The sequence below is a fragment of the Streptomyces sp. NPDC001292 genome (assembly GCF_042896465.1).
Taxonomy (GTDB): domain Bacteria; phylum Actinomycetota; class Actinomycetes; order Streptomycetales; family Streptomycetaceae; genus Streptomyces.
Map to the genome: position 1 here is coordinate 46,311 of NZ_JBIAXG010000028.1, position 16,914 is coordinate 63,224.

Below are 16,914 nucleotides of genomic sequence, written 5' to 3' on the forward strand. Positions count from 1 at the left end.
CCTCGACAACCGAGGGGACATACAACAGATGCGAGCGCAGCCTGCTCCGTCTGAGGCGCGCAGGCCCGCAGCGCAACTTGTAGCATACGGGGGCAGCCGGACAGGGTCAATGCGCGAAGCCGCACAGCCGGGGCGGATCACCCCATATCCGGCAGAAAACCCGTCTCCCGAGGCCGCGCCGACCCGGGCGAGTCCCTGCGGTGACACCGCCGGGGCGGTCGGGCGGGAGAGCCCGCAGATTAGTACGAGGGAGCCGATCATCCAAGAGCCAGCACCGTCCGAACAGTTCGAACCGGCCGAACCGGAGGCCACCCGGCGCGAGGCCGGTGCCGCGGAGAGCTCCCGGGCCAACCGGGGCTGGTGGGACCGCAACGCGGACGAGTACCAGATCGAGCACGGCACCTTCCTCGGCGACGACCGTTTCGTGTGGGGCCCGGAGGGCCTGGACGAGGTGGGTGCGGAGCTGCTCGGCGACCCCGAGGACCTCAAGGACAAGGACGTCCTGGAGATCGGCGCCGGCGCGGCGCAGTGCTCGCGCTGGCTGGCCGGGCAGGGCGCGCGCCCGGTCGCCCTCGACCTGTCCCACCGCCAGCTCCAGCACGCGCTGCGCATCGGCGGAGCGTTCCCGCTGGTGTGCGCCGACGCGGGCGCGCTGCCGTTCGCGGACGGCTCCTTCGACCTGGCGTGCTCGGCGTACGGGGCGCTGCCGTTCCTCGCCGACCCCCGCGCGGTGCTGCGGGAAGTGCGCCGGGTGCTGCGGCCGGGCGGGCGGTTCGTGTTCTCGGTGACGCACCCCATCCGCTGGGCGTTCCCGGACGAGCCCGGCCCCGAGGGGCTGTCGGTCGCCGCCTCCTACTTCGACCGTACGCCGTACGTCGAGGAGGACGAGGACGGCCGCGCGGTGTACGTCGAGCACCACCGGACCGTCGGGGACCGGGTGCGCGACGTGGTGGCGTCCGGCTTCCGGCTGGTGGACCTGGTCGAGCCGGAGTGGCCGGCCTGGAACACCTCCGAATGGGGCGGCTGGTCGCCGCTGCGCGGGAACCTGATCCCGGGAACGGCGATCTTCGTCTGCGTACGGGACTGAGCGCGGGACCGAGTGACCGAGTGCGGGAGTACGGGACTGAGCGCGTGATCCGTCACGACGAGCTGGACGCGCTGCCGGTGCGCGGCGCGCTGCCGGCCCTGCACGACGCCCTGGACCGTCACGGGACCGCGGTCCTGGTGGCGCCGCCCGGCACCGGCAAGACCACGCTGGTGCCGCTGGCGCTGGCCGGGCTGCTGGGCGAGGGACACGCGCGGCGGGTGGTCGTGGCCGAGCCGCGGCGGATCGCGGCGCGTGCGGCGGCCCGGCGAATGGCGTGGCTGCTGGGCGAGAAGGTCGGCGAGAGCGTCGGCTACACCGTGCGCGGGGAGCGTGTCGTCGGGCGCCACGCGCGCGTGGAGGTCGTCACGACCGGTGTGCTGCTCCAGCGGTTGCAGCGGGACCAGGAGCTGGCCGGCGTCGACGTGGTGGTGCTCGACGAGTGCCACGAGCGGCATCTGGACGCGGACACGGTGGCGGCGTTCCTGTGGGACGTGCGCGAGGCGCTGCGGCCGGAGCTGCGGCTGGTGGCCGCCTCGGCCACCACGGACGCGCAGGTGTGGGCGCGGCTGCTGGGCGGGGCGCCGGTGGTCGAGGCGCACGGCGTGTCGCATCCGGTGGAGGTGGTGTGGGCGCCTCCCGCCCGGCCGGTACGGCCGCCGCACGGGATGCGGGTGGACCCCGCGCTGCTGACGCACGTGGCGTCGGTGGTGCGGCGGGCGCTGGCCGAGCGCGCGGGGGACGTGCTGTGCTTCCTGCCGGGCGTGGGCGAGATCGGGCGTGTCGCCGGTCTGCTGGGGGATCTCGGGGACGTGGACGTGCTCGAGGTGCACGGGCGGGCGCCGGCGGACGTGCAGGACGCTGTGCTTGCGCCGGGGCGGCGGCGCCGGGTGGTCCTCGCGACCGCGGTCGCCGAGTCGTCGCTGACGGTGCCCGGGGTGCGGGTGGTCGTCGACTCGGGGCTCGCGCGGGAGCCCCGCGTGGACCACGCGCGCGGGCTGAGCGCGCTGACGACGGTACGGGCCTCGCGGGCCTCCGGGCGGCAGCGGGCGGGGCGCGCCGGACGCGAGGCGCCGGGCGCGGTGTACCGGTGCTGGGCGGAGGCCGAGGAGGCGCGTCTGCCCGCCCATCCCGCGCCGGAGATCAAGGTGGCCGATCTGACGGCGTTCGCCCTTCAGGCGGCCTGCTGGGGCGATCCGGACGCCTCGGGGCTTGCGTTGCCGGACCCGCCGCCGGGCGGCGCGATGGCGGCGGCGCGGGAGGTGCTGACGGCCGTGGGCGCGGTGGACTCCGCCGGGCGGGCCACGGACCGCGGCCGGTCGCTGGCGCGGCTGGGGGTGCATCCGCGGCTGGGGCGGGCCCTGCTCGACGCGTCCGCCGTCGGCGGGGGCGAGCGGGTCGCGGAGGTCGTCGCACTGCTGAGTGAGGAACTGCCGCGGGAGTACGGGGACGATCTCGCCGCGGCCTTGCGGGGTGCCCGGCGCGGCGGTGACGCGTACGCGGCGCGGTGGCGGGCGGAGGTCCGGCGGCTGCGGGCCGCCGTGTCGGAGGTTTCCCACGGGCCACGCTCCCGGAAGGACCGCGAGGTGGGGCCGGTGACCCCGGAGGGGAAGGCCTCGGAACCGCTGTCCCGCGCCCGGGACGGCAGCGTGCCCCGACCGGGGGCGGCCGGGGACGCGGGCCTCGTCGGGCTCGTCGCCGCTCTCGCCTTTCCGGAGCGGGTGGCCCGGCTCGACGGCGGCTCGTATCTCATGGTCTCCGGGACCCGGGCGGAGCTCACGGACGGGTCCCCGCTGTGGGGCGCGCCCTGGATCGCCGTCGCCGTGGCCGATCGGCCGGTGGGCAGGCGGCACGCGCGCGTGCAGCTCGCCGCGGTGGTCGACGAGGACGTCGCCGGGTTCGCGGCCGGGGCGCTCCGCGCGGCACGGGGCGAGGTGCGCTGGGGCGACGGCGACGTGGTCGCGCGTCGGGTCGAGCGGCTGGGGGCCGTGGAGCTGGCGGTGCGGCCCCTGGCGGACGCCGAACCCGGTCTCGTACGGGCGGCGCTGCTCGACGGGTTGCGGCAGGAGGGGTTCGGGCTGCTGCGCTGGTCGGAGGAGGCAGGCGTGCTGCGGCAGCGGCTCGCCTTCCTGCACCGGCACATCGGGGAGCCCTGGCCCGACGTGTCCGACGAGGCGCTGCACGCGCGCGTGGACGAGTGGCTGGAGCCGGAGCTCGGGCGGGCCCGGCGGCGTGCGGACCTGGCGCGGATCGACGCCGGGCGGGCGCTGGCCCGGCTGCTGCCCTGGGCCTCCGGTGCCGCCGTCCGGCTGGACGAGCTGGCGCCGGAACGGCTCACGGTGCCCAGCGGGTCCCGGATCCGGGTCGACTACGCGGATCCCGAACGGCCCGTGCTCGCCGTGAAGCTCCAGGAGATGTTCGGCCTGGACGACTCGCCCGCGGTCGCCGGGGTCCCGGTCCTGGTGCACCTTCTCTCCCCGGCCGGGCGTCCCGCCGCCGTCACCGCCGACCTCGCCTCCTTCTGGAGAACCGGCTACCGGGCCGTACGGGCGGAGCTGCGCGGCCGGTACCCGAAGCACCCCTGGCCCGAGGACCCGGCGTCCGCGGAGGCGACCCGGCACACCAACGCCCGGCTCAGGCGCTGACCGGTGCGGGGCTCCGTTCGGCTTCCGTCCTCTGGGCGGGGATCGAGCGGGCGGTCACCGGACACATGAGGGCGCCCCGCCGCCGTGGCGGAGGGGCGCCCTCGTGGTGTTCGTGCCGGTGCCGGTGCTACGAGGAGGCCGACTGGCTGGGGGACGGCTCGGCCGAGGTGGCCGCCGCCACCTTCAGCTCCACGGTCAGCGTCGCGCCGCCGGCGGTGGTGATGCGCAGCAGGAAGGTGCCCGTGGTGTCGTCCGCGTACAGCTTCGGCAGCTTCAGCAGGCCGTTGGCGTCCGTCTGAAGGCCCTTCAGGGTGCGCAGGGGCGTGCCGTCGGCGTCCTTGAAGTAGGGACCCTTGTCGTTCTGCGCGGGGTCGTCGGCCGACTTGATCAGGGTGGCGGTGGCCGCGACCCGGTCCGCGACGGCGCCCTTGTAGCTAGCCTTGACCTCGACCTGGTCGGCGAACTCGCCGCCCGGGGTGCAGACCAGCGCGGTGTCGCTGGTGCGGGCGAGGGCGTCGGCGGCGCGCTCGGTGACCGTGGCCGTGTAGTCGACGCCGGGAAGCATACGGCCGACGACCGCCGCCCGGACGGTGAAGTCGCCCGTCTTCTCGCCGGCCCGGAGCGCGGGTGCGACGGCCACGCCGGAGGCGTCGGTGGCGACGGTGGCGACCTTCTCGCCGCCGGTGAAGGCGGCGTCGGTGTCGCCGTTGATCGTGAACCGGATCCGTACCTTGGCGACGGCCTTGCCGTCCTTGGTCACGGCACGGGTGCTGATCCTCTCCGCGAACGCGTCGCCGGCCATGGCGGAGAGCTTGTCCGTGCCCGCGTCCTGGAGGTGGTGCACACTGTCGGTCGCGGTCGGCGGCGCGGTGGGCGTGCCCGGGTTGGATGGCGGGGTCGGCTCGGACGGCGGGGACGGGATCGGGCTCGGGGAACCGCCGCCCTGTTTGCCGGGCGCGGCGGGCTTGCCGGGGCTGCCGGAGCCCCCGGAACCGCCGGGCTTGCGGCTCGCCGGCGGGGTGGGCGGCTGCGGCGTCGGACCGGGGTTCGCGCCGGGGGTGTGGTCGCTGCGGCGGGACGGCAGGGGGCCGGTCCCGTCCGGGACGGAGTGGCTGCCCTTGCGGTAGAACTCCAGCCACGTCAGGACGGTGTTCAGGTAGTCCGTCGAGTTGTTGTAGCTGAGGATCGCGCGCCGGAGGTCGGCGTCGGTCGACAGGTCCCAGCCGTTGCGGCACAGGTAGTGGCCGGCGGCGAGGGCTGCGTCGTAGATGTTGTTGGGGTCCTTCTTGCCGTCGCCGTTGCCGTCGCGGCCCGCCCAGGCCCAGGTGGAGGGGATGAACTGCATGGGCCCGACCGCGCGGTCGTACCTGCTGTCCCCGTCGTACAGGCCCCGGTCGGTGTCGCTGATGTGGGCGAAGCCGTTGCCGTCGAGGACCGGGCCGAGGATCGGGGACACCGTGGTGCCGTCGGCGCCGACGTTGCCACCGCGGGCCTGTCCGGACTCCACCTTGCCTATGGCGGCGAGGAGTTGCCAGGGCAGGTTGCAGCCCGGCTTGGACGCGCGCAGTTCCGCCTCGGCCTTCTTGTAGGCGTCGAGCACGGTGGCGGGTATGCCGGCCTCGGCGGGGCCCTTGGAGATCGGGGTGCCGACGACGGGCGCCGGGCTGGGGCTGTTGAGGGGTGGCAGGTCCGTGTAGTACGGCGAGTCGCCGGTCGCGCTGCCGCCGGTGTTCCCCTCGGGCTGGGGCGTCGCCCCGGCGGCGGACTGTCTGCCGTGGTCGTCGACGGTGACGCCGGGAGCCTGCGAGGCGGACAGAGCCGCGACCGCCGCTGCGGCCACGGCCGTGGTTGCCGCTCCCTTGCGCAGCCTGCTGCCGAAATGCGCCGCCATAGAGTGAGCCCCTCCTGTGGACGCCCGAGCGTCCGTCTCTGTCTGTCCGTTCGCCCTGTTGTGACGATCGACCCGTGTGACTGGTTGTGCTCGCGGATCCGTGCGGTTGACGATCGAAGTGACCCTACGACAACTTCCTTCGCATCGGGACCCGTTCGCGTCCGATTTTCACCGGTTGGCCACGACTGGTTAACGGGTGCGCCCCTCATGTGACGCGCATACTGGGCGGCGATGATCACACGGGCCCCCGGCCCGGTCGGCCCGCGCCAGGAGGAGCCCCGTTGCCGTTCACTCTGAGCCATGCGGCGGCCGTACTGCCCGCGGTGCGAGGCGACGGAACGGGGCGGGGCCGGCTGGTCCCGTCGGTGCTCGTGGCGGGCTCCTTCGCGCCCGATCTGACCTATTACACGGCGGGGGTTGTGCCCGGGGCGATGGAGTTCGGCGCGGTCACCCACTCCTTCGCCGGGGTCTTCACCCTCGATGTGCTCGTCGCCTGGCTGCTGGTCGGGGTGTGGCTGCTGCTGCGCGAGCCGCTCGTCGCGCTGCTGCCGCGCGCGCGTCAGGGGCGGACGGCGGCGCTGACGCGGTGCGGTACGCCCCGGGCTCGTCCGCGCCCGGCGTCGGTGCCGTGGTGGTACGCCTCCGCCGCGCTGGGCGCGCTGACGCACGTGGTGTGGGACGCGTTCACCCACCACGACCGGTGGGGGATGCGGCTGTTCCCGGTGCTGGGCCGGCACTTGGCCGGGGCCCCCGTCTACTGGTACCTGCAGTACGGCGGCTCGGCGGTGGCGGCGATCGTGATCGCCGGGTTCCTGGTGTACGCGCTGCGGCGGGCTCCGGCGGACGAGCCGGTGGGAGTCCCCGAGTTGTCGGTACGGGACCGGCGGCGAGCCTGCGCCGTGATCGCGGCCTGCGCGGTCGCCGGTGCCGTCCAGCGGACCTGGCACTGGGGGACGGGCCGGGGGGCGACGGCCGCTCTCTGGGAGCTGATTCCGACCCTGTGCTTCGGCGCGGGTGCGGGCCTGGCCGTGGGCCTGCCCCTGTACGCCCTGGACGTCGGGCTCCGGCGCGGTGCCCGGCCTCCGGGCTGCGGGGAGGGCGTGACGGGGCCGGTCGGATCGGTCGGTTCAAGCCGCGAAGGTGACTGTGCCGGTGCCGGTGCCTCCGCAGGTTCCCCTGGCGGATCCGGCGGTGGGAGCGGTTCAGCCTCGGCTGGTCAGCCGGTCCGGTCACTTGGGGCCGCGTCGGCCGGTCTCAGCGGTTCCGGCGGCCTTGGCGGGGGCGGTGTGGGGGCGGGCCGCCCGGCCGGTCGCCGGTGCTGGCCGCGGTGGCGACGAAGACGGTGACGCCGCGCACCGGGCGGGGCCGGTGCAGCGGGGAGAGGAGCAGCGCGAGGTAGCCGCGTGCGGTGTCCGCCCACAAGCACCAGGGGCGTGTTTCCCCGAGGAAGGGATCGCCGGGGCCGAACCAGTCGCGGAGCCCGCTCACGGCACGGCGCAGGGTCGTCGTCAGATCCGCCGGAACGCGGGCGGTGCTGGCGTCGGCCGCGACGGGCCGCACCGACGGGGGTGGCCCCTCGGGGACCTCGCCGATGTCCGCCCGTATCACCGCCGGCCGGCGGTTGAGCATGCGTATACCCATGCCCGCATCCTGTCGGCCACGGCTCACGGCTGCGCCTGGGCGGGGTCCACGTGAGTGACGGGCCTCACAACGGGCTCCGCCACGAGAGGGAGGACCCCGCTGTGAGCGCATCGAAGCTCGCGGAGCCACCCCCAGGGGCCATCGCGGCACACGGGCGGCGGCCTGTGCGCAGCGCGCCATGGGACGGCCCGGGGCTCCGGCTCCGGCTCCGGCTCCGGCTCCGGCTCCGGCTCCGGCTCCGGCTCCGGCTCCGGCTCCGGGGCATGGTGCCCACGGCGAGGACCGCCCCGTGCCATGACGCGCCCCGTCGCGGGGGTTTCCGAGACGGGCGGTTGCCCGCGCGGGCGGCGCTGCGGTTGCCCGCACGACGGGCGGCGCTGCGGGGCCGCCGAGAGGCACGGCAGCCCGCGCCCCCGTCGTTCTCGGGGGCGCGCGGCGCCCAGCCGCCCCCGCCGTGCGGCCGCGGGGCTAGTGCGCCGCCGACTCCCAGTCCGGGCCCACGCCGACCGAGACGTCAAGGGGAGCCCTGAGCCGTACCGCGCCGGCCATCTCACGGCGGACGATCTGCTCCACGGTCTCGCGTTCGCCGGGGGCGATCTCCAGGACGATTTCGTCGTGGACCTGGAGGAGCATGCGGGAGGCGAGGCCGGCCTCGCGCAGGGCGCGGTCCACGTGAAGCATGGCGATCTTGACGATGTCGGCCGCCGTGCCCTGGATCGGCGCGTTGAGGGCCATGCGCTCGGCCATCTCGCGGCGCTGGCGGTTGTCGCTGTTGAGGTCGGGCAGATAGCGCCGGCGACCGAAGAGGGTCTCGGTGTAGCCGGTGGCCCGCGCCTCGTCGACCACGCGGCGCAGGTAGTCCCGTACGCCACCGAAGCGCTCGAAGTAGGCGTCCATCAGGGCGCGTGCCTCGGCCGCCTCGATGTTCAGCTGCTGGGAGAGGCCGAAGGCCGACAGCCCGTACGCCAGGCCGTAGGACATCGCCTTGATCTTGCGCCGCATCTCCGCGTCCACCGCCGGGCGGTCGACGCCGAAGACCTGCGAGGCCGCCGTGGTGTGCAGGTCCTCGCCAGAGGTGAACGCCTCGATCAGGCCCGCGTCCTCAGACAGGTGGGCCATCACGCGGAGCTCGATCTGGCTGTAGTCGGCCGTCATCAGCGACTCGAAGCCCTCGCCGACCACGAAGCCGCGCCGGATGGCCCGGCCCTCGTCGGTGCGGACGGGGATGTTCTGCAGGTTGGGGTCCGTCGACGACAGACGGCCGGTCGCGGCGACCGTCTGGTTGAACGTGGTGTGGATGCGGCCGTCGGCCGCGATCGTCTTGATCAGGCCCTCGACGGTGACGCGCAGCTTCGCCTGCTCGCGGTGGCGGAGCATGATGACCGGCAGTTCGTTGTCCGTCTGGGTGGCCAGCCACGCCAGGGCGTCGGCGTCAGTCGTGTAGCCCGTCTTCGTCTTCTTCGTCTTCGGCAGGGCGAGCTCGCCGAAGAGGACTTCCTGGAGCTGCTTGGGCGAGCCGAGGTTGAACTCGCGCCCGGCCGCCGCGTGCGCCTCCTTCACGGCCTGCTGCACGGCGCCCGCGAACATCTGCTCCATCGCCTCGAGGTGGGGCCGGTCCGCCGCGATGCCGTGCCGCTCCATGCGGGCCAGCAGTGCGGATGTCGGCAGTTCCACGTCGCGCAGCAGGTCCGCCGCGCCGACCTCCGCGAGCCGGGCCTCGAAGGCCTCGCCGAGGTCGAGGACGGCCCTGGCCTGGATCATCAGGGCCTCGGCCTCGGCGCCCTCGTCGGCGCCGAAGGCGAGCTGCCCGTCGGCCGCGGCGGCGGGGGCCAGCTCCCGGTGCAGGTACTCCAGGGACAGCGCGTCCAGGTCGAAGGAGCGGCGGCCCGGCTTGACCAGGTAGGCGGCGAGCGCGGTGTCCATGGTGGCGCCCTCGATGGTCCAGCCGTGCTCGGCGAGGACCCGCATGGCGCCCTTGGCGTTGTGGAAGACCTTGGGCCGGTCCGCGTCGGCAAGCCAGGCCGCGAACGCGCTCTCGTCCGCCTCGTCCAGCTGCGACGGGTCGAACCAGGCGGCCGCTCCCCCGGTCGCGGCGAGCGCGATCTCGGCGACCGAGCCCGCGCCCAGCGCCCAGGCGTCGACGGTGGCGACACCGAGCACCTGTGTGCCGTGCCCGGCGAGCCAGCCGGCCAGCTCGCCGGTGCCGAGCACGGTCCCGTCCAGCTGCACCCCGTCCGTCGCGATCGGGATCGACTCGGCCTCCTCGGCGCCCGGGTCCACGGCGAAGAGCCGCTCGCGCAGGGAGGGATTGCGGATCTCCAGGGTGTCCAGGACCATCGCGACGGCCTTGCGGTCGTACGGCGTGCGGACGAGGTCGGTGACCGCCCTCGGCAGCTCCACGCCCCGCTCCAGCTCGGTGAGCCGGCGGTTGAGCTTGACGGACTCCAGGTGGTCGCGCAGGTTCTGGCCCGCCTTGCCCTTGACCTCCTCGACCCGCTCCACGAGCTGGGCGAACGAACCGAACTGGTTGATCCACTTCGCGGCCGTCTTCTCACCGACGCCGGGGATGCCCGGCAGGTTGTCCGACGGGTCGCCGCGCAGCGCCGCGAAGTCCGGATACTGGGCCGGCGTCAGTCCGTACTTCTCGAAGACCTTTTCCGGGGTGAACCGGGTCAGCTCGGAGACGCCCTTGGTGGGGTAGAGCACCGTCGTGTGCTCGGAGACCAGCTGGAAGGAGTCCCGGTCGCCGGTGACGATCAGCACCTCGAAGCCCTCGGCCTCGGCCTGGGTGGCGAGGGTGGCGATCACGTCGTCCGCCTCGTACCCCTCGACGGCGAAGCGGGAGGCGTTCATCGCGTCGAGCAGTTCGCCGATCAGCTCGACCTGGCCCTTGAACTCGTCCGGGGTCTTGGAGCGGTTCGCCTTGTACTCGGTGAACTCCGCGGAGCGCCAGGTCTTGCGGGAGACGTCGAAGGCGACCGCGAAGTGCGTCGGCGCCTCGTCACGCAGGGTGTTGGCCAGCATCGACGCGAAGCCGTAGATGGCGTTCGTCGGCTGGCCCGTCGCGGTCGTGAAGTTCTCCGCGGGCAGCGCGAAGAACGCGCGGTAGGCCAGCGAGTGCCCGTCCATGAGCATCAGCCGCGGCCGGGCGCCGCCGGGGGTGGTGTCGGTCTTCTTCGATGCTGTCTCTGCCACGTCCCCGATCCTGCCACGTGCCACTGACAGCCGGGGCCCACGGGCCCACCGCCCGCCTCCGCGGCCTCCGGGACGAGCCGCCCCGGGTCCGGCCGGCGCGCGCGGCCGTCGTGGTCCGCGTCCCCGGCCGTCAGCCCTGCCACAGGGCCGTGCGAGGATCGGAGACGTTCTTCACATGCCGCAGTCGAAGGAGAGCGTGCGATGGCCACGAAGCCGCCCATGGGTGATCCGGTTCAGGACGCGCCGCAGGTAGCCGAGCCGCAGCACGCGGCGGCCGGACTGCCGGCCATCGGGCACACACTGCGGATCGCCCAGCAGCAGATGGGGGTGAGGCGCACCGCGCTGACCCTGCTGCGGGTCAACCAGAAGGACGGCTTCGACTGCCCGGGCTGTGCCTGGCCGGAGCCGGAGCACCGGCACACGGCGGAGTTCTGCGAGAACGGCGCGAAGGCGGTCGCCGAGGAGGCCACCCTGCGCCGGGTCACCCCGGAGTTCTTCGCCGCGCACTCCGTATCCGACCTGGCGGACCGCAGCGGGTACTGGCTGGGCCAGCAGGGACGGCTCACCCACCCCATGTACCTGCCCGAGGGCGCCGATCACTACGAACCGGTCACCTGGGAGCGCGCCTTCGACATCGTCGCCGAGGAGATCGCCGCCCTCGACTCCCCCGACGAGGCCCTCTTCTACACCTCCGGCCGCACCAGCAACGAGGCCGCGTTCCTCTACCAGCTCTTCGCGCGCGAGCTCGGCACCAACAACCTGCCCGACTGCTCCAACATGTGCCACGAGTCCTCCGGCTCCGCCCTGTCGGAGACGATCGGGGTCGGCAAGGGCAGTGTGCTCCTGGAGGACCTCTACCAGGCCGACCTGATCATCGTCGCCGGGCAGAACCCGGGGACGAACCACCCCCGGATGCTCTCCGCCCTGGAGAAGGCCAAGGCGGGCGGCGCGAAGATCATCAGCGTCAACCCGCTGCCGGAGGCCGGTCTGGAGCGGTTCAAGAACCCGCAGACCCCTCAGGGCATGCTCAAGGGCGCCGCGCTCACCGACCTGTTCCTGCAGATCCGCATCGGCGGCGACCAGGCCCTCTTCCGCCTCCTCAACAAGCTGGTCCTCGACACCGAGGGCGCGGTGGACGAGCAGTTCGTCCGCGAACACACCCATGGTTACGAGGAGTTCGCGCAGGCCGCCCGTGCCGCCGACTGGGACGAGACGCTCACCGCGACCGGGCTCACGCGCGCGGAGATCGACCGCGCGCTGGAGATGGTCCTCGCCTCCAGGCGCACCATCGTGTGCTGGGCGATGGGCCTGACCCAGCACAAGCACTCGGTGCCGACCATCCGCGAGGTGGTCAACTTCCTGCTGCTGCGCGGCAACATCGGCCGCCCGGGCGCGGGCGTGTGCCCGGTACGCGGCCACTCCAACGTGCAGGGCGACCGCACGATGGGCATCTTCGAGCGCCCCGATCACGACTTCCTGGACGCCCTGGAGAAGGAGTTCGCCTTCGCACCGCCGCGCGAGCACGGCTACGACGTCGTACGGGCCATCCGGGCCCTGCGCGACGGCGACGCGAAGGTGTTCTTCGCCATGGGCGGCAACTTCGTCTCCGCCTCCCCCGACACCGGCGTCACCGAGGCCGCCATGCGCCGGGCCCGGCTGACGGTGCACGTGTCGACCAAGCTCAACCGCTCCCACGTGGTCACGGGCGCGCGTGCGCTGATCCTGCCCACCCTCGGCCGCACCGAGCGGGACGTGCAGGACGGCGGCGAGCAGTTCGTCACCGTCGAGGACTCCATGGGCATGGTGCACGCCTCCCGGGGCCGGCTGCGGCCCGCGAGCGCGCAGCTGAGGTCCGAGCCGGCCATCGTGTGCGGGCTGGCCCGCCGGGTGCTGGGCGAGAAGAGCGTGGTGCCGTGGGAGGAGTTCGAGAAGGACTACGCGGCGATCCGCGACCGGATCGCCCGGGTGATCCCCGGCTTCGAGGACTTCAACGCGCGCGTGGCCCGCCCCGGCGGCTTCGCGCTGCCGCACGCGCCGCGCGACGAGCGCCGCTTCCCGACGGCCACCGGCAAGGCCAACTTCACCGCCGCGCCCGTGGAGTTCCCCGAACTGCCCGAGGGCCGCCTGCTGTTGCAGACGCTGCGCTCGCACGACCAGTACAACACCACGGTCTACGGCCTCGACGACCGCTACCGGGGGATCAGGAACGGCCGGCGGGTGGTGCTGGTCAACCCGGAGGACGCGCGGGCGCTGGGGGTGGCCGACGGGTCCTACGTGGACCTGGTCGGCGAGTGGAAGGACGGCGTGGAGCGGCGGGCGCCGGGCTTCCGGGTCGTGCACTATCCGACGGCCCGGGGCTGTGCCGCGTCGTACTACCCGGAGACCAACGTGCTGGTGCCGTTGGACGCCACCGCTGACACCAGCAACACCCCGGCCAGCAAGTCGGTCGTGGTGCGTCTGGAACAATCGGCGGCCGACTGAGCGTTCGCTCAGTGAATACGGTGGCCGATCGACCCCGAGCCGATCGGCGCCGAGCCGATCAAGGACGAACGGAGCCGGGCCCCATGGGCGAGCAGCAGAACGTGAAGTTCCCGCAGGAAGTCGTCGACGAGTACGCCGCGCTCGGCGTCGACCTGCCCGCCCTTTTCTCCGCCGGACACCTCGGCACCCGCATGGGCGTGCAGATCCTGGAGGCGTCGGCCGAGCGCGTCGTCGGAACCATGCCGGTGGAGGGCAACACCCAGCCCTACGGGTTGCTGCACGGCGGCGCCTCCGCCGTCCTCGCCGAGACCCTCGGCTCGGTCGGCGCCATGCTGCACGGCGGCAGCTCCAAGATCGCCGTCGGTGTCGACCTGAACTGCACCCATCACCGCGGGGCGCGCTCCGGTCTGGTCACCGGCGTGGCCACACCCGTCCACCGGGGACGTTCGACGGCGACGTACGAGATCGTGATCAGCGACGAGGAGGGACGGCGGGTGTGCAGCGCCCGCCTGACCTGCCTGCTGCGCGACGTGAGGCCGGGCGACGGCCCCGTCGGCGCGGCCGGCTGAGCCGCGGAGCCGCCTCCTCTACCGTTGCCCCCGGCCACCGGGCCGCCTAGCTTCTTGCCATGACAACGGGAGGAGCGCCCCGGCCGGGGGCGCGGTCGAGGCGATCCCGCCCCCAAACGGCGCCCTCGCCAAACGAACTGACTTGCCGTCAACTCCAGCGCACCGGCCCGCACCAAGTCGGCACGCCCGACAGGAGGCCGCGGCCGTGAACGGTGTCGGGCCGCTCGAACCGGGCGAGGGCACGCGCGCGTGGGGCACGCCCGACCCGGACGATCCACCCCGCACCGGCGGCCTCGCGCACACCCCTCTCGCGCGGCTGTACCGACGGCACCGCCGGGCCGCCCTCACCACCCTGACGCTCGCCCTTCTCCTCGCGGGCGGCGGCTACCTGTTCGCCACCCGTCAGGACGCGCCGCAGCCCCGGCCGCAGCCCCCGGCGCCGCCCTACCCCTCCCAAGTGACCGACGTGTCCTACCTGGAAGAGGTCGCCGCACCCCACGGCGCCGGAACCGGGACATTCAGCTTCGCGGTGCTGGTCAGCGTGCGGTCCGGCCCGCCCGTGACCGTCACCGGCATCGCCCAGCCGTACGCGGGACTTTCCCTCACCTCCGAGCCCCGCCCCCCTTTCCGCACCAGGGCGGGATCCGCCCACAAAATTGTGATCACCATGCATGTGAAGGAATGCGGAAAAGTGCCGGAGGACGCCGGGCTCCCTTTCCTGGACGTAACACTGCGTAATAAGCGCGCAATCCAGGTGCACAGTTTCATCCTCGGGCCACGCTATGCACAGAGCCTCTCCCAAGCCCTGCGAGACGCCTGCGGCAACAGCCTCAGGTAATCACCAAAACCGTTGAGACACCTGAACGCAGCCCCCGCACGTCCTGCGAGTTCTCAGAATCCGGACCGGGCGAATCGGCCTGAATTCCGCTGTTCCACCCTCCACCTACCGCTCTGCAATACGTCGTGTCATAACAAGAGCGTCACAGCCTTGGCCAGACCCTCCTCCACGTTCCCTGAGCACGCCTAGAGTCACCGCCAGTCACGGCGCCGTCGGAATACCCCTTCGACTCCGCGCTCGACTCGACCTCTTCCAGGGGGGAGGGGCCGTGCCAGGGAAAGGACTGATCGTGCGTCAACGTTCACTCATCGCCATTACCGCAGCACTGGCAGCGGGAGCACTCACCCTCACCGCCTGCGGCTCGCGGGGTGGCGGAGACAAGGGTTCGGACTCCGGCGACGGTGGCACCACCGTGATCATCGGCGTCGACGCCCCGCTGACCGGCGACCTGTCCGCACTGGGCCTCGGCATCAAGAACTCCGCCGACCTGGCTGCCAAGACGGCCAACAAGCAGAAGTTCGTCAAGGGCGTCACTTTCAAGATCGAGGCCCTGGACGACCAGGCCCAGCCCTCCTCGGGCCAGCAGAACGCCGTCAAGCTCGTCGCCAACAAGGACGTCCTCGGCGCCGTGGGCCCCCTCAACTCCTCGGTCGCGGAGTCCATGCAGCGGGTCTTCGACGACGCCAAGCTGGTCCAGGTCTCCCCCGCCAACACCGGCCCCTCGCTCAGCCAGGGCGCCGACTGGCGGACCAAGAAGGTGCGCCAGTACAAGTCGTACTTCCGCACCGCGACCACGGACGCCATCCAGGGTCCCTTCGCCGCGCAGTACGTCTTCAACACCTCGAAGAAGACGAAGGTCTTCGTCATCGACGACAAGAAGACCTACGGCGCCGGCCTGGCGGGCACCTTCACCGACGAGTTCAAGAAGCTCGGCGGCAAGGTCGTCGGCACCGAGCACATCGACCCGGACACCAAGGACTTCTCCGCGGTCGCCACCAAGGTCAAGAAGTCCGGCGCGGACGTCGTCTACTACGGCGGCGAGTACCCGCAGGCCGGCCCGCTCAGCAAGCAGATCAAGGCCGCCGGCGCCAAGATCCCGCTCATCGGCGGCGACGGCATCTACGACGCCAAGTTCATCCAGCTGGCCGGCGCCGAGAGCAACGGCGACCTCGCCACCTCCGTCGGCGCCCCGGTCGAGGAGCTCGACTCCGCCAAGCAGTTCATGGCCGACTACAAGGCCGCCGGCTACAAGGACGAGTACTCCGCCTACGGCGGCTACTCCTACGACTCGGCCTGGGCCGTCATCGAGGCCGTCAAGAAGGTCGTCGACGACAACGGCGGCAAGCTGCCGTCCGACGCCCGCGCCAAGGTCACCGAGGCCATGCAGAACGTCTCCTTCGACGGAGTGACCGGCAAGGTCTCCTTCGACGAGTTCGGCGACGCCACCAACAAGCAGCTCACCGTCTACGCCGTCAAGAACGGCGCGTGGAACCCGGTCCACTCCGGCACCTACACGGGCTGAGCCGCACCAGCACCGCTCACCAGTCGCGCGGGGCGCTGTTCCACTGGCGCCCCGCGCGCACTCGCATCCGGCCACAATCCGTCGAACATCCGAACGTCTCGGAGGACATGCGGTGAACGAACTGCCGCAGCAGCTGGTCAACGGCCTGCTACTGGGATCCATGTACGGGCTGGTCGCCATCGGCTACACGATGGTCTATGGCATTGTCCAGCTCATCAACTTCGCCCACGGCGAGATCTTCATGACCGGCGCCTTCGGCGCGCTCTCGGTCTATCTGTGGGTGCTTCCGAACGGCACGTCCATGTGGATCGCGCTGCCGCTCATGCTTCTCGGCGCCATCATCGTCGCCGTCCTCGTCGCCATCGGGGCGGAACGGTTCGCCTACCGTCCCCTGCGCGGCGGCCCTCGCCTGGCGCCCCTGATCACCGCCATCGGTCTCTCCCTCGCGCTCCAGCAGGCGGTGTGGGCCTGGTACCCGGACGCCAAGTCCGCCCGCACCTTCCCGCAGATCGCCGGAGGCCCCTTCGAGATCGGTAGCGTCACCATCCAGACCGGTGACATCTTCCTCTTCTGCGCCGCCCCCATCAGCATGGCCATCCTCGCCTACTTCGTCATGAAGACCCGTACCGGACGGGGCATGCAGGCCACCGCGCAGGACCCGGACACCGCCAAGCTCATGGGCGTCAACACCGACCGCATCATCGTGGTCGCCTTCGCCCTCGGCGCCACGTTCGCCGCCGTCGGATCCGTCGCCTACGGCCTCAAGTACGGCGAGATCCAGTTCCGCATGGGCTTCATCCTCGGCCTGAAGGCGTTCACCGCGGCCGTCCTCGGTGGCATCGGCAACATCTACGGCGCCATGATCGGCGGCATCGTCCTCGGCGTCGCCGAGACCCTCGCCACCGCCTACATCTCCGACATCCCCGGCATGCACCAGTTCGGCAGCCAGTCCTGGGCCAACGTCTGGGCGTTCGTACTCCTCATCCTCGTGCTGCTGTTCAGGCCCCAGGGTCTGCTCGGCGAGCGCGTGGCGGACAGGGCGTGACAC

General features: G+C 72.6%; 10 protein-coding genes and 1 pseudogene. 8 read left to right on the forward strand and 3 right to left on the reverse strand.

Annotated features, from left to right (window positions below; genetic code table 11):
- Window positions 1-109 precede the first annotated feature (109 nt).
- Entirely contained in the window at window positions 110-1,087 is a 978-nt protein-coding gene (locus tag ACFY4A_RS26480) for a class I SAM-dependent methyltransferase (RefSeq protein ID WP_390831839.1), read from the forward strand.
- 44 nt (window positions 1,088-1,131) lie between these two features.
- Window positions 1,132-3,729 carry an ATP-dependent helicase HrpB gene (gene hrpB / locus ACFY4A_RS26485; protein WP_390831840.1) on the forward strand — a complete coding sequence of 866 codons (2,598 nt, stop codon included), beginning with the start codon at window positions 1,132-1,134 and terminating at the stop codon, window positions 3,727-3,729.
- Window positions 3,730-3,856: 127 nt separating this feature from the next.
- On the opposite strand, the gene ACFY4A_RS26490 is transcribed toward hrpB, so the two are convergent.
- Window positions 3,857-5,620 carry a lytic transglycosylase domain-containing protein gene (locus ACFY4A_RS26490; RefSeq protein WP_390831841.1) on the reverse strand — a complete coding sequence of 588 codons (1,764 nt, stop codon included), beginning with the start codon at window positions 5,618-5,620 and terminating at the stop codon, window positions 3,857-3,859.
- 281 nt (window positions 5,621-5,901) lie between these two features.
- Here ACFY4A_RS26490 and ACFY4A_RS26495 point away from each other — a divergent pair.
- Window positions 5,902-6,702, forward strand: a pseudogene (locus ACFY4A_RS26495) (DUF4184 family protein); the annotation flags it as partial.
- 172 nt (window positions 6,703-6,874) lie between these two features.
- Here ACFY4A_RS26495 and ACFY4A_RS26500 read toward each other — a convergent pair.
- Window positions 6,875-7,261: a hypothetical protein gene (locus ACFY4A_RS26500; RefSeq protein WP_390831842.1), complete on the reverse strand. Its 387-nt coding sequence runs from the start codon at window positions 7,259-7,261 to the stop codon at window positions 6,875-6,877.
- 468 nt (window positions 7,262-7,729) lie between these two features.
- Entirely contained in the window at window positions 7,730-10,456 is a 2,727-nt protein-coding gene (gene polA / locus ACFY4A_RS26505; protein ID WP_390831843.1) for a DNA polymerase I, read from the reverse strand.
- A gap of 201 nt (window positions 10,457-10,657) precedes the next feature.
- On the opposite strand from polA, the gene ACFY4A_RS26510 reads away from it, so the two are divergent.
- The 5 genes from ACFY4A_RS26510 (at window position 10,658) to ACFY4A_RS26530 (ending at window position 16,911) form a co-directional block, all read left to right on the forward strand.
- Window positions 10,658-12,937: an FdhF/YdeP family oxidoreductase gene (locus ACFY4A_RS26510; protein ID WP_390831844.1), complete on the forward strand. Its 2,280-nt coding sequence runs from the start codon at window positions 10,658-10,660 to the stop codon at window positions 12,935-12,937.
- A gap of 83 nt (window positions 12,938-13,020) precedes the next feature.
- Complete coding sequence (locus tag ACFY4A_RS26515; protein WP_390831845.1) at window positions 13,021-13,506, forward strand: PaaI family thioesterase; 486 nt, start codon at window positions 13,021-13,023, stop codon at window positions 13,504-13,506.
- A gap of 205 nt (window positions 13,507-13,711) precedes the next feature.
- Window positions 13,712-14,344, forward strand: a complete 633-nt coding sequence (locus tag ACFY4A_RS26520; RefSeq protein ID WP_390831846.1) for a Tat pathway signal sequence domain protein — start codon at window positions 13,712-13,714, stop codon at window positions 14,342-14,344.
- Window positions 14,345-14,633: 289 nt separating this feature from the next.
- On the forward strand, window positions 14,634-15,866 hold the full coding sequence (locus ACFY4A_RS26525) for a branched-chain amino acid ABC transporter substrate-binding protein (RefSeq protein ID WP_390831847.1): 1,233 nt from the start codon (window positions 14,634-14,636) through the stop codon (window positions 15,864-15,866).
- Window positions 15,867-15,978: 112 nt separating this feature from the next.
- Window positions 15,979-16,911, forward strand: a complete 933-nt coding sequence (locus tag ACFY4A_RS26530) for a branched-chain amino acid ABC transporter permease (protein ID WP_390831848.1) — start codon at window positions 15,979-15,981, stop codon at window positions 16,909-16,911.
- Window positions 16,912-16,914: the final 3 nt, after the last annotated feature.

What these genes read in the sequence shown, in the direction of transcription:
- ACFY4A_RS26515 (WP_390831845.1), top strand. Translation starts at nt 13,021, where the DNA reads ATGGGCGAGCAGCAGAACGTGAAGTTCCCGCAGGAAGTCGTCGACGAG.
- ACFY4A_RS26480 (WP_390831839.1), top strand. Translation starts at nt 110, where the DNA reads ATGCGCGAAGCCGCACAGCCGGGGCGGATCACCCCATATCCGGCAGAA.
- ACFY4A_RS26510 (WP_390831844.1), top strand. Translation starts at nt 10,658, where the DNA reads ATGGCCACGAAGCCGCCCATGGGTGATCCGGTTCAGGACGCGCCGCAG.
- ACFY4A_RS26490 (WP_390831841.1), bottom strand. Translation starts at nt 5,620, where the DNA reads ATGGCGGCGCATTTCGGCAGCAGGCTGCGCAAGGGAGCGGCAACCACG.
- ACFY4A_RS26500 (WP_390831842.1), bottom strand. Translation starts at nt 7,261, where the DNA reads ATGGGTATACGCATGCTCAACCGCCGGCCGGCGGTGATACGGGCGGAC.